Raw genomic sequence first — 13,318 nt, forward strand, 5'->3', positions numbered from 1 at the left:
AAACGAAAGGAAAGTGAACATAAGAATGGCCTCCCAATAATAATTGGGGGCCATAAAAGTAATGATTTCCGTTTAACACTACATTAAACATGATTATTTTGCATTTTTAGCTGCTTCGATAGCGGCATCATAGTTTGGATGCGTCGTTACCTCTGGCACATATTCTACATAAGTAACTTTATTTTCAGAGTCAAGAACAAAAATAGCCCTTGCAAGCAAACGGTTTTCTTTCATTAATACTCCGTAGTTTTCACCGAAAGAAGCATCTCGATGATCTGATAATGTGTCTAAGTTATTTACTCCTTCTGCCGCACACCAGCGTGCTTGCGCAAAAGGCAAGTCCATACTTATTGTTAATACTTGTACATTATCTAATTGGTCCGCTTCTTCATTAAAACGTTTTGTTTCCTCAGCACATACACCCGTATCGACAGATGGCACCGCTGCGATTAATTTTATCTTCCCTTGATAATCATCTAAAGTAACCTCTTTAAGGTCATTGGACAGTACAGTAATATTAGGAGCTGTATCCCCTACTTTTACTTCGTTTCCCACTAATGTGACTGGTTCTTGTTGGAATGTAACATTCGCCATACGATTCATTCCTCCCTAATAATTTCTTCTATCTCATTATGAAGATAACTGTCGTCTGTGTCCAATAAAAAAGATTATATTTTTGTTAAATCTTTGTGAAATCCGTTACAGCATTAAATATCGTAATTGATGGAATCCTCTTTCTTGTCTTTTTTCTCATCGGTCTCACCTGACTTGTTTTTCGCTTCTTCTCCATCCTTTTTAGACGACTTTTCTTCCTTATCTATCGGCAGACTGATGCCTGCATCTTTTAGCATTTCCTGTATCTTTTGTACAACTTGCGGGGCATGATTCAACATTTTTTCATAGAAATGTGTTTGCTGATCAAGGTGAACCATCTTAATTCCATCTTTACTTAATACTAAAAAGGCGATTGGTGTAATCGAAACACCGCCACCACTACCTCCGCCAAAAGGCAATTCAGCACCAGAGTCTCCTTGGCCATCACTGGGAGTAAATTCACTCCCTCCTGCCGCAAATCCAAATCCCAGTTTAGAAACCGGAATAATAATGCTCCCATCAGGTGATTCAACTGGATCACCAACAATCGTGTTTACCTCAATCATATCTTTCAAATTTTCCATTGCAGTCGTCATTAAGCCTTGAATGGGATGCTCTTCCATTTAATTGACCTCCTTTATTTTTATTTAAATAAACGATTTACTTTGATAAATGCTTGTATAGCTTTTCCTATTCTTATGGAAACCATGCAATCCAAGTTTGTTTGAAAATACTCCTGTTGGAACTTAGGATTTACTTGAATGTCGGGATTACACATCAATATAAACTTTTCTGCAAAATAACCAATAATCGAACCTTTAATCGCCCAAATGGCACCACTTACTACACCAGTCGAACTTGCTTCACCTGTTCCAATCATAGTGGACCAATTTAATTGATGAAGTTTTGTATTTTTTAAAATAGAATGCAGTGCTTCCATTATTTTACGAAATGTTGCAATATAAGAATCGACTTCGGAACTGTCCAACATGTCATCCACATTATTAATGAATGGATAATCTTCTACCTTATTTAGTGGAATGCTTTTATTGATTATTCGAAACCTGGACAGCGCTATGGATACTTGTATTTGCTGTTTATTATCCTCAAAAGAATAATGGATTGTAATGTAAACCTTTAAAAGTAAAAATAGAGCAAGAAGAATAGGAATGAAGCCTAATAATACAGCAAATAACAACAACATAAACAGCACCTCTAAAAATTATTCATCCAGTTTTATTTTGCTACACTTTTCCAATTATACTCATGCTTTTTTCTTCGGGTTAGGATAACCGGTTGTATGCGTGTTAGAATAATCTAGAAAGAATTTTCAAACTGGATAAAGTGAATCTTCAATCAGTGGGTTTTTTTTCATCCCCTATTGATTGTTAGATGAACGAATCAGGAGTTTACTGGCTGCCCGTCCCCCACTTATAATTCTTGAGGCATCTCGAATTCTTCTCGTTAAGGGTCTTACAGCCAGTTAATCACGTGATAAAATGGAGGGTGTACATATGTCAGAACGAAATAACGTGTTTTTCTATTACCATAAGGATGAAGAAATTCTGAATAAATTAAATCCTTTATTTGATTTAGCGGAAAAAAATAATTTTAATGTCGTGGATGATGATAAAAAGGCCAATGTCATTATTAGTGTTGGTGGGGACGGAATGTTCCTGCAGGCCGTTAGAAAAACCGGTTTCAGGCAAGATGCTATTTACGCAGGGCTTGCTCGTGACAATGAATCAAGTTTATATTGCGACTTTAGTTTAGATAACTTTGATAAATTATTGCATTCCGTTTTACATGAGGAAATGGAAGTTCGTAGGTTCCCAGTAATTAAAACGCAGGTCAATGATGGAAGACCTTCCTACTGTTTAAATGAATTAACTATTCGCTCCACTATCGTTAAAACCATTGTTCTGGACGTTTTTATTGATGGCCAGCATTTTGAAACATTTCGCGGGGATGGAATGGTTGTAGCGACACCAACAGGAAGTACTGGATATAACAAATCTTCCAATGGCGCTGTCATTGATCCGTTGCTCGCTTGTTTTCAAGTATCTGAAATATCTTCTATAAATAATAACAATTTCCGTACGCTCGGGTCTTCTTTTATTCTAAGCAAGAGTCGTAAGTTAAAACTAATTGAAGTACAGGATGGAAATGACCATCCAATTGTAAGCTTTGACAATGAGGCTTTTCCAATCCGAAGAATAAATACAATCGAAGTTACAATGGATGATACCGTTGTGAAAACAGTAAAATTAAAAAACAACTCCTATTGGGATCGTGTAAAGCGAATGTTTTTATAAACAAAATACGAAAGGGCTATCCCGTCTAGGATAGCCCATGCCATCTATATTGAATTGTTCTTATTAAGCTTGACCGCCGAATTGTTGTTCAGCCATAGATACTAGACGTTTAGTAATTTCTCCACCAACTGAACCGTTAGCACGAGAAGTAGTATCTGCACCAAGTTGAACTCCAAATTCTTGAGCGATTTCTGTTTTCATTTGCTGAAGTGCTTGTTCTGCACCAGGAACTACTAATTGATTAGAATTGTTGCTGTTGTTATTTGCCATGATTGTTTACCTCCTTGAGAGTCAAAGATTTTGAGGCGAATAACTAATTAATTTTAATATAATAATTATTTAGCTTGACCACCAAACTGTTGTTCAGCCATAGAAACTAAACGTTTGGTAATTTCGCCACCAACAGAACCGTTAGCGCGAGAAGTATTATCTGCACCAAGTTGAACTCCAAATTCTTGAGCAATCTCAAATTTCATTTGTTCAAGTGCTTGTTCTGCACCAGGAACTACTAATTGATTTGAGTTGTTGCTGTTGTTATTTGCCATGTCTGTTCACCTCCTTGGTACTTATAGATTGTGCATCATGAGGTGAAACAATACATTTTTCTGACTGGGAATTCCTGTAAATCTCTTAAAGCTGTTTCGTCTGATTAAAACCTTAACTTCAAGTCCCAATCTTTTTTAGAAAACAACCTTTGTTTTACAAAAGATCGTGAAACGTTTCTGTTGGATCTTTCTTATCCGTAATTTTAATCGTTTCAATTCCATTAACCGCTTCTTGTATCGATGCAGTGAAATCATGAGTGGATTCATAATAATTCACTTTATCCCGTTTTGGTTTGGTTTTAGGTGATTTTGGAACAAAAATCGTACAGCAATCTTCATAAGGTAAAATCGACGTTTCATAGGTTCCAATTTCATGAGATAATTCAATAACCTCTTGCTTATCCATTGTGACAAGTGGACGAATAATCGGGTAGTTCGTTACTTCATTAATCGTATGCATACTTTCCATCGTCTGACTTGCTACTTGCCCAAGATTTTCCCCAGTTGTAAGGGAAAGAATAGACTCCTGTTCACAAACCTTTTCACTAATTCGAAACATCATTCGCCGCATAATCGTCATCGCATATGCATCAGGCATTTCCCTAAAGATTTCCTGCTGAAGCTTTGTAAATGGTACAATATGAACCTTAATTGACTTGCCATATTTCGTTAATTGTTTAGCTAAGTCCAGAACTTTCTGTTTAGAACGTTCACTTGTGTATGGTGGAGAATGAAAATGAATCGCCTCAATTTCAACTCCGCGCTTCATTGACAGAAACCCAGCAACCGGGCTATCTATCCCGCCAGATAAAAGTAATAACGATTTGCCTGAGGTGCCAACCGGAAGCCCTCCTAATCCAGGCACAACACTTGAAGTGATATAAGTTGCTTCATTTCGAATTTCCACTTTTACTTCCACATCTGGATGATGAACATCTACTGTAATACCATCTGTATTGGTAAGTAAATGTCCACCCAATACTTGGTTCATTTCTTGAGAACGGACAGGAAAATCTTTATTAATTCGTTTTACGGTGACTTTAAACTTATGAATATTTTCCCCATTGTTTAAAGCATACAGTGCCGCCTCTTTTATTTTTTCCACATCATTTTCTACTTTAACTGCCAGACTTAAACTCTGAGTGCCAAAAACATTTTTGCATTTTTCCATGACGGCTTTCGGATCATTTCCATTTAAAAGCACGAACATGCGCCCCTGTGTCCGTTTCACTTTAACACCGGGAAATTCCTTTATTTTTTGCTGGACATTCTGCTGCAGCTGGTTAATAAATTGTTTAATATTTTTTCCTTTTAATGCCATTTCTCCATACCTGATTAATATATGATCAAATTCCATCGTTATCTACTCCAGTGCTTTTTTAAATTCACTTATCGCACTCTTCAGTGCACCAATAAATGTTTTGATTTCTTCCATTGTATTATCATAAGACAAACTAATTCTTAATGCGGATGTCGTACGGTCTGCTTGGAAGCCACATGCTGCCAGTACTTTACTTTCGTCCTTTAATTTAGATGAGCAGGCAGATTTCGTCGAGATAAATATATTTTGCTCCCCTAACATGTGAATAATTACTTCTGGTTTAATTCCAGGTACAGAAATATTTACAATATGTGGTGCAGCCTCTTCGGGGGTATTCATGTTCACTCCATCTATAGCTTTTACCTCATTCATGATGAACTGCTGCATTTCGTACATCTTTGCAATTTCGTTCTTTTCTTTTTCTTTTATAAGTCGAAGTGCTTTAACCATCGCAACAATTCCTGCCAAATTTTCTGTACCTGAGCGCAAGGCTGACTCTTGACTTCCACCATGAAATAATGGAAACAGTTTTGTCCGCTTATTTACATATAACATCCCTGTACCCTTTAAGCCATGAATTTTATGTCCGGAATACGTACATAAATCAATACCACTTTTTTTCAGGTCTAACGGAACTTTACCCAACCCTTGAACATCATCAACATGGAAAAAAAGTTTTGGATAATTTCCAGCAATCGCACCTATTTCTTCAATCGGTTGAATGGAGCCTATTTCATTATTCACATGCATGATGCTAATTAAAATCGTATCGTCCCTAATAGCAGCTTTCAAATCACTGATTGAAATAACTCCTTTATCATTAACAGGCAAATAAGTAATTTCAAACCCCAATTTTTTTAAGCTTTCACATGCCTCAAAAACGGAAGGATGCTCAATTTCAGATGTAATAATATGTTTCCCCCGATTTTGATGCTCCAGTGCAACCCCTTTAATTGCCATATTATTTCCTTCTGTTCCACCAGAAGTGAAAATGAGCTCTTCCTTTTCCACTTGTAAAATCTCTGCTGCCTGTTTTTTTGCAGTAATAAGCAGTTTTTCTGCCGTCCCGCCAAACTGATGAATCGAAGAAGGATTTCCATAATATTGTCTGGATACTTGATTAAAGCTTTCCAACACAGCTGGATCTGGTTTGGTTGTTGCACTATTATCTAAATAAATCATCTATAAAAACTCCTTATTTCAGGTATCTTATCTCTTAAAGAGGATGTCCAAAAGTCCGGTGAAAATGACAAATCGAACTTCTGGATCCTTTTCACCCTCCTTTTGAAAACTCAGTATAAACAAAATTAAGAGCTTATCATTAAGCAGGCTAAATATCCCCCAGCTTAACGAAAGCCCTTATCATCAAATATTAATTGCAGCTTGTGTTTCTTCAATTCTCTTGAGTGCACCAGGTTCTATCTCTTCTACTGCTTTTGCTGCAGTTTCCAATGCCAATTCATACTCATAGGATCGAAATAGCCGCTCCGATTCAGCTAATTTTGCTGCTAAAATCGGATATTTACTGCGATACCGGTTCGCATACTGTATTACCCGCTCAGTCAAATAGGCCTGATCAAGCATTATATGTGTTTCCTCAATAGTGCGGTCGAGCGCTTTTTTCGATTCAGCTAATGATTCTTGAACTACAGCCATATCCAATGGTGTTTTCTCTAACGCTGCAATAACCTGACTGTTTTTATTTGCTGTTTCTTCTATAAGATTCCAAATAAATGTTGGGACTCCAGGGATATTGCTCTTCTTCAGTTTTCTATTTAGATTGTATAGCTGACTGCGCATTTCTGCAAGTCTGTCCCTTGCTTCCATTTCATCCTTGCGTAGGTTTTTAATGCTTTCTTTAAATTTTTCCAGATTCTTTTCCAATTCTTCCAGCTTCTGGTAACCATTTTCCAGTCGATCACGCAATTCCGAATGGCCAACATCCTTCTTATTCATATTGGAGGATATATCTTCCAATTCATCTTCTATAGAAGAAATTAATTTGCCAAGATTTAAATACTTTTCCAGGTCACTGTCTTCAAAATAGTATGCCTTCTTCAGTTCCTCTACCTCAGCCTGTGTAACCTGGTATTTTTTACTAATTGCTTCCAATGTTTCCTTGAAGTTTGGCATTTTTGTCTCGAGATAATTCTTGGCAATTGCTTCCCTTTCCAGCAATTGATACATTTCTTTTATTCTTTCGTCCACATCATCCAGGAATTGTTCTGCTTCATCTGTTTGGCCTCTTTCCAATTGTTGCAGTAAATCCAGGAATCGACCCTGATATGTATGAATTTCTTTTTCAAATCCTAAATGTTCGACACGATATCCTTCTTCTTTCATTTCCTTAATTCCAGCTATAAGATTATCTAATTGGGAAGGTACATCATGTTTGCATCTTTTATAGATAAGTGGAAACTTCTCGATTAACTCTTCCAGTTCTTCTTTATTCTGTTTAATGTTACTTACAAGTTCCTTGGCCTCAAAATAATTTCCTGCATCCACTAATTCATGGTATTGTGTAAATGCCTCTTCCAATTCATCAATCTCGACATCGAAGAACAATTCGGCCTTCCCGTATTGATAGCGGTTTTTAGAAAGTGTTTTCCGTAATTCCTTAATACTCGGCTCCAGTTCTTCCATTTCTTTTCTGCTGACTTCTTCTGATTCTAAAAGCTCATCCAACCCGGCCAGTAGGTCTTCAATATCATTTTCTATCGTTTGCAGGACCTTTTCTGTACTATTTAGCACCATTTTTGCTTTGGAAATGAAAAATCGGTCTGCCGCTTCCTCCGCATCAAGCAAATGTTCTTCTATATCCGGCAGTTCCTTTGTTACAATATATTCCCAGCGTTCTTTCCATATTTCAAACCGCTCCTGTGTTTCACCGGAAAGATTTAAACTTTTAATTCGACTGAGCTGTGAGGCAATATTCCTGCTCATGATATCCAATTTCCAGTTTTCCAGCCGGTCTACTGTATCATAAATCCGTTTTCTTAAAATAAGTCCAATAATTATTAATACAATGACGAATAGTATAATCCCTATAAAATATGCCATAAAAAGCCTCCCAACCAATTTCAACAAGAGGATACTCCACAAGTATAAGTTCCATTCACATGAAGGTAAATTAAATTTAAAAATTATATAACTATGATACCATGGAATTGCTATTTTTGGCTAAAATTATACAAATAAATTCACCATTCGTCATTTATTTTTTAATGAACCACTTTTCTTTTCATTTCCTGTTCACTCATTATCGTAAAATCCAGCCAATCATGAATGACTTTCACATATTTTTTTATAAAGATTTGGTGGGAATACTCCCCAATAACCTGATCTTTCCAATCATTATGCAAAATATATGGTGTAATTAACATTCCTTTTAATTGCATTAATAAATACTGTTTGTATTCACTCTTCACCCGGTTACCCAATGCATCAAAAAATGTTTTTCGGATATAAAAATTCTCCTTTGCAAGGTAGGTTACTGTCATTTCCCTTACAAACACGGAATCCAGTGAAAGCTCCCGCTGAATAAAACATGTTAATTGATAGTTGCTTTGCTTATACTGTATAATTGTTGAAATTAGCTCCTGCAACTTTTCAATAGGGCTTAATAAGTCACACTGCTGCAAGGTGTCTTCAATGGATGCTAAATAATCTTCATAATAATGAGTAACAGCATATTCCAATAACCCTTGTTTACTATTAAAATAATAGCTAATGGATGACACATTTACAGAAGCCCTGTCGGCAATATCTCTAACAGATGTTCCATGAAATCCTTTTTGAAAAAATAAGGTAGATGCAGCATTAATCACTTTTTGTTTAGAAGGATTATTCTTCATATCGACTCAACTCCTTACTTGTTGATTACGACGTTGGAACGATTTATCCTTCATTTTTTTCTCGACAAATACTGTACGCACTGTCGAAATTTGAGACCATATAAAGGAGAGGTTTTTATGTTTGAAACAAGCATATATTCAGGTGATAAAACAAAAGATTATGAACTGACAATCAAACAGCTGGAGGCATTAATTGAGGGGGAGCAAGATGACATCGCTAATTTATCCAATGCAACAGCACTGCTAAATCAATTTTTAACCGATATAAATTGGGTTGGCTTTTACTTATGGAAAAAAGACGAACTTGTTCTAGGACCATTCCAGGGTCTTCCTGCATGCGTTCGAATTGGCTACGGGAAAGGAGTATGTGGTACAGCCGTACATGAAAGAAAGACTCAGCGCATAGCTAATGTTCATGCATTCCCTGGGCACATTGCCTGTGACAGCGCAAGTAATTCTGAAATCGTTATACCAATCATGAAAAATAGTGAAGTATATGGTGTTCTTGATATCGATAGTCCTTCTAAAGACCGGTTTGATGAAGTGGATCAGATCTATCTGGAAAAATTCGTTAACGTATTAGAAAAGTATATTTAAACTTCATAATACATAAAAAACTAGCAGATAATTCCAATCTGCTAGTTTTTTACAATACAATTCTTTCCTGTATTCTTTGCTTTATACAATGCTTTATCTGTTCGCATAAACAAATTAATGATGGAATTTTTCTCTCCTCTTACCCATGAAGAAATTCCACAAGACAATGTCACTGGGGGGTCTGTTAAGGTAGACACTTGGTTTCTAATGATCTCAGCAACCTCTTCACTTTCCTTTAACGTCCTGTTAGGTAAGTAAATCGCTAATTCCTCTCCACCCCATCTTGCAGGAACATCCATACTGCGACAGTAGTTTTTTAAAATATCCGAAATTTGTTTGATCACTCGGTCGCCTACATGATGTCCATAAACGTCATTCACCTTTTTAAAATCATCGATATCAAACAGTAATAAAACACCTTTCTCCCCAGTATCCATATCTTCATTGATTTTTTGTTCCAAATAGTTTCTGGAATGAAGCCCTGTTAAATAATCGGTAATCACTGCTTTATGCAGTTTGTCTTTTAAATGTGCATTTGTTAAAGCAAGGGTCGCATGCTGAATAAGCGTCTCCAGTAACTTGAAATTTTCAAACGTAAAATAATACGACTCTTCATGCAAAATAATCGTAAGTCCGTGTACATATCCAGAATGCTTGATTGGGATTGCCATCATTGACTTATAAGTGAATGTGATATCCCTGTCATACTGTCCAACAAAAAGAGATTCGGGATCATCCATCGTTTCTAAACATAGATTTTTTGCGAAAGTTAATCCTTCTTCTGATTTAAAATACATCGTGCTTTCTCCTAAAAATTGAACATCAAGATCGTCATCTACAAAAATAAATCCAACCTCAGACGGTTGACTCACCTTAATAATTTCTTTTTTTACAAGCTTGATAATCTCTGAAAGCTCTAAATTGGAGTTTAACTTTTGGGTAAAATCATTGATTAAGGACAGGGAATTTACTTTCAGCTTTGAATTCTCATAAAGAGTAGCCCTTTCAATAGCCGTTCCAGCAAGAAACGAGAATTGATTAATAAAATCAATTTCACTATTCGAAAACGTCATGATGGATGGTGTAATCATCTGTAATACACCGTACACCCCTTGTTTTCCAACAAGTGGAGCATATACATACGTACTTTTCTCCTCTACATGATTTTCCATCTGGAATTGACCTGTCATAAAAGCTTGTGAAATAACCGTATTTGTCTCTGTATCATTAAATTCAATGGTCTTAATAGGAAGGGATGCAATTGCTTCATTATCCTGGGATAATAATAAAGAATAAGAAAAGTCAGGATATAATGTATGTAATGCTTCAACAATCTCTGTTAAAATCTTATTCTTTTCATTTTCTGAAAAAAGCCTTGTACTAAGATCAAATAAAAACTGATGGTTCCTATTGTTTGTTCTTTCTTCTAATATATTTGATATAATGGTTAAAAATTTTTCTGTTTCTACTATAATGTCTTCATTTAATTTATTTGTAATGGTGTCCTTTGTACTTATAACAAGCAAAGCTCGTTCTAATGGAATAAAGTATAATGGAAATTGATTTTCCTCTGTAGGAAACTCCTTAAAAATACTTTCCATGTTAAAACTAGTATTGCGTATCGATTGTCTTAGGACATATGTATCCGTTAATGCAGAATCGGACTCTAAATGATAACAATCATCCCGGACATCATATAAATAGAATGCGATAAAGGAAGCATTAAAATTGTCCAATACCATTTCTGTCATTTTCGCAAATATTTGCTCTTTATCCAGTTCCAATTTTGTGAATTCCGACAACAGGTTATAATAGATCTGCTGCAATTTATTAGTTAAATCAGCCATTTTCATCACCCATCCGAGATTTTACCTTTGGTTCCACTTTAGGAAAGTATTAAATTTAGCCAAGAAGAGGATTCGGTATTACTAAAATTTTCATAGCCAAAGTATAAGAAAAACTACCACACTCCCATAAGGACAAGCGAATGCAAGTTTTTCTAATCTTTATTTATCATATTATCATTATACATTAATTTACGGCAATTAGTTCCATTTTCCTATAAAAGAAAAAAATTTCCCCGTATTTTTAAAAGTAATTTCTAATTTCATTGACAATGAGATTTAAAAAATATATACTAAACTTTGTGTAAAATAATAGGTAGCCTATGTGAACCGACGCTTGGCCCCATTTTGTTCCTCTTTAAGGTTATGAAACTTAGAGGTGTATCGTGTAACTCTCTGCTGCCAGAGCGATGGTACATGAAAACAAAATGGACATCGTAAGGAACACGCTCGTTTTATTTTATGCAAATAAAATAAATAAAGGAGGACATATTATATGTCTCGTTATACTGGATCGGTATGGAAAAAATCCCGCCGTCTTGGAATTTCTTTAACTGGAACTGGTAAGGAATTAGACAAACGTCCTTACGCTCCTGGTCAGCATGGACCAAACCAACGCAAGAAAATGTCTGAATATGGCTTACAAATGCAAGAGAAGCAAAAATTACGCTTCATGTACGGATTAAACGAACGTCAATTCCGTACCCTATTCGTAAGAGCTGGTAAAATGAAAGGTATTCATGGTGAAAACTTCATGATTTTACTTGAATCTCGCCTTGACAACCTTGTTTACCGTTTAGGTCTTGCTCGTACTCGCAGACAAGCACGTCAGCTAGTAAATCATGGTCATATTACTGTGGATGGAAGCCGTGTAGATATCCCATCTTACAGTGTTAAACCGGGTCAAACAATTGGTTTACGTGAGAAATCACAAAACCTTGACATCGTTAAAGAAGCAATTGAAGTAAACACATTCGTACCTGAGTACTTAACTTTTGATGCGGATAAATTAGAAGGAACATACTCTCGCTTCCCAGAGCGTTCTGAGCTTCCAGCTGAAATTAACGAAGCGCTTATCGTTGAGTTCTATTCTCGTTAATCTTTGTAGTTTGCAGGATAACACAAAGAAGCCCCTTGAAATGTTGTTATATCAACGTTTCAGGGGTTTTTTCATTTTTGTTTACTTTGCAAAATAACACAATATAATGTACTAATTTGGGGCCAACTGGGGCCAAATTGGGACCAAAAAATTTACTAGCATGGGTGAAGGAATAGAAAGAAAGTAGTATAACACATGTGTGAATCATAGATAGTTACCATTTATCCAACTTTTCATATCATTATTTTCTTGCCCTTTTACTTAAACTGGATTTGGTATTTAGTCTATTAGTTATGTATGAAATGGCAGTATATTTTCTATATATTAAAAGACCTTCAACATACTACCAATGTATAAAATGGTGTATATTGAAGGTGTTTTGATTATGGAGCATATTCAAGTAATGCACCCGTTACTTTAGTACACTTCTTCACATTTTCATGAAACTATTATAAGTCAGCCAATATCGTACCGTTTAAAAAAACGTCTTTTTTATAGAAAGTTTTATTTTATTTTATTTCTATTGGTCCTACTAATGAGTTTTCAATTACATCTCTCTCTATCCCTTTTAAATCTTTTGTTCTCCCTTTATCAAACTTCAATGTGATTGTCTCTTTTGCCCCATCAAAGTTTATAACGACATCTAATGTATCATTTTCGGTATATGGCTCTAAAAAAGAGTTATTGTCTACCCCTGTAAACCAATAGTCACTATTACTGTAAAATATAGGTTGTTGGTGACTGTTTTCTATATTTTCATCTGGTCCTTCGATATAATAGGTTAATGACACCTCTTCTCCATCTACCCATTTTGTAATATATTTTTCAGGAACGTCTTTATTGTAAGTAATGTTATATTTATATCTTGCCTTCAATTTATCCATACCTACTACTTCCTCTTGTTCAATTACCATTGCCACTGTCCAGTTTTCACTTTCACCTGTAAACAGCATCGGAGAAGTGAAGTTCTGATTGGTACAACCAACAGCAAGTAATAAAATAATTGAAAGAAATGCTACTAAATACTTTTTATATTTCATTTAATCACTCCTATATAAAAATTCCTCACCTTATTTTACAATAAAAAGCCAAATATTCTTATTTAAAATTACTGCCCCGTTAGCACAATACCTCTATCCTTCAACACTA

14 protein-coding genes are annotated in these 13,318 nt (G+C 35.5%); 3 read left to right on the forward strand and 11 right to left on the reverse strand.

The genetic code is table 11. The features are described 5' to 3' along the window. Positions 1–93 precede the first annotated feature (93 nt). From tpx to GMJ66_RS16805, 3 genes are all read right to left on the reverse strand, one after another. Complete coding sequence (gene tpx / locus GMJ66_RS16795) at positions 94–594, reverse strand: thiol peroxidase (RefSeq protein WP_156291477.1); 501 nt, start codon at positions 592–594, stop codon at positions 94–96. Between the two features lie 113 nt (positions 595–707). Next, entirely contained in the window at positions 708–1,217 is a 510-nt protein-coding gene (gene ytfJ, locus GMJ66_RS16800; RefSeq protein WP_156291478.1) for a GerW family sporulation protein, read from the reverse strand. Positions 1,218–1,237: 20 nt separating this feature from the next. Next, entirely contained in the window at positions 1,238–1,798 is a 561-nt protein-coding gene (locus GMJ66_RS16805) for a DUF2953 domain-containing protein (RefSeq protein WP_156291479.1), read from the reverse strand. Between the two features lie 310 nt (positions 1,799–2,108). Between GMJ66_RS16805 and GMJ66_RS16810 the strand changes: the two genes are divergently transcribed. Then, a complete protein-coding gene (locus GMJ66_RS16810; protein ID WP_156291480.1) occupies positions 2,109–2,909 on the forward strand; it encodes an NAD kinase in 801 nt (266 codons plus the stop codon). A 63-nt stretch (positions 2,910–2,972) separates the two neighbouring features. On the opposite strand, the gene GMJ66_RS16815 is transcribed toward GMJ66_RS16810, so the two are convergent. The 6 genes from GMJ66_RS16815 to refZ all read right to left on the reverse strand — a co-directional run bounded on the left by GMJ66_RS16815 (position 2,973) and on the right by refZ (position 8,629). Then, positions 2,973–3,179 carry an alpha/beta-type small acid-soluble spore protein gene (locus GMJ66_RS16815; RefSeq protein ID WP_156291481.1) on the reverse strand — a complete coding sequence of 69 codons (207 nt, stop codon included), beginning with the start codon at positions 3,177–3,179 and terminating at the stop codon, positions 2,973–2,975. 65 nt (positions 3,180–3,244) lie between these two features. Further along, positions 3,245–3,454, reverse strand: coding sequence for an alpha/beta-type small acid-soluble spore protein (locus GMJ66_RS16820; protein ID WP_156291482.1), 210 nt, complete (start codon positions 3,452–3,454; stop codon positions 3,245–3,247). A 154-nt stretch (positions 3,455–3,608) separates the two neighbouring features. Continuing rightward, the gene (gene thiI, locus GMJ66_RS16825) at positions 3,609–4,811 is read right to left on the reverse strand and encodes a tRNA uracil 4-sulfurtransferase ThiI (protein WP_156291483.1); all 1,203 of its coding nucleotides are present in this window, start codon (positions 4,809–4,811) and stop codon (positions 3,609–3,611) included. Between the two features lie 6 nt (positions 4,812–4,817). After that, positions 4,818–5,957, reverse strand: coding sequence for a cysteine desulfurase family protein (locus tag GMJ66_RS16830; protein ID WP_156291484.1), 1,140 nt, complete (start codon positions 5,955–5,957; stop codon positions 4,818–4,820). A 183-nt stretch (positions 5,958–6,140) separates the two neighbouring features. Next, positions 6,141–7,835, reverse strand: coding sequence for a septation ring formation regulator EzrA (gene ezrA, locus GMJ66_RS16835; protein ID WP_156291485.1), 1,695 nt, complete (start codon positions 7,833–7,835; stop codon positions 6,141–6,143). A 161-nt stretch (positions 7,836–7,996) separates the two neighbouring features. Then, on the reverse strand, positions 7,997–8,629 hold the full coding sequence (gene refZ, locus GMJ66_RS16840) for a forespore capture DNA-binding protein RefZ (RefSeq protein ID WP_156291486.1): 633 nt from the start codon (positions 8,627–8,629) through the stop codon (positions 7,997–7,999). 117 nt (positions 8,630–8,746) lie between these two features. Here refZ and GMJ66_RS16845 point away from each other — a divergent pair, with 117 nt between their 5' ends. Then, complete coding sequence (locus GMJ66_RS16845) at positions 8,747–9,226, forward strand: GAF domain-containing protein (protein ID WP_156291487.1); 480 nt, start codon at positions 8,747–8,749, stop codon at positions 9,224–9,226. A 41-nt stretch (positions 9,227–9,267) separates the two neighbouring features. Here the strand turns inward: GMJ66_RS16845 and GMJ66_RS16850 are convergent, their stop codons facing one another. Continuing rightward, a complete protein-coding gene (locus GMJ66_RS16850) occupies positions 9,268–11,073 on the reverse strand; it encodes a sensor domain-containing diguanylate cyclase (RefSeq protein ID WP_197046752.1) in 1,806 nt (601 codons plus the stop codon). 493 nt (positions 11,074–11,566) lie between these two features. On the opposite strand from GMJ66_RS16850, the gene rpsD reads away from it, so the two are divergent. After that, positions 11,567–12,169, forward strand: coding sequence for a 30S ribosomal protein S4 (rpsD, locus tag GMJ66_RS16855; protein WP_156291489.1), 603 nt, complete (start codon positions 11,567–11,569; stop codon positions 12,167–12,169). Between the two features lie 509 nt (positions 12,170–12,678). Here rpsD and GMJ66_RS16860 read toward each other — a convergent pair. After that, a complete protein-coding gene (locus GMJ66_RS16860) occupies positions 12,679–13,209 on the reverse strand; it encodes a hypothetical protein (protein WP_156291490.1) in 531 nt (176 codons plus the stop codon). Positions 13,210–13,318: the final 109 nt, after the last annotated feature.

The organism is Oceanobacillus salinisoli, from assembly GCF_009733865.1.
Lineage (GTDB): Bacteria > Bacillota > Bacilli > Bacillales > Amphibacillaceae > Oceanobacillus > Oceanobacillus salinisoli.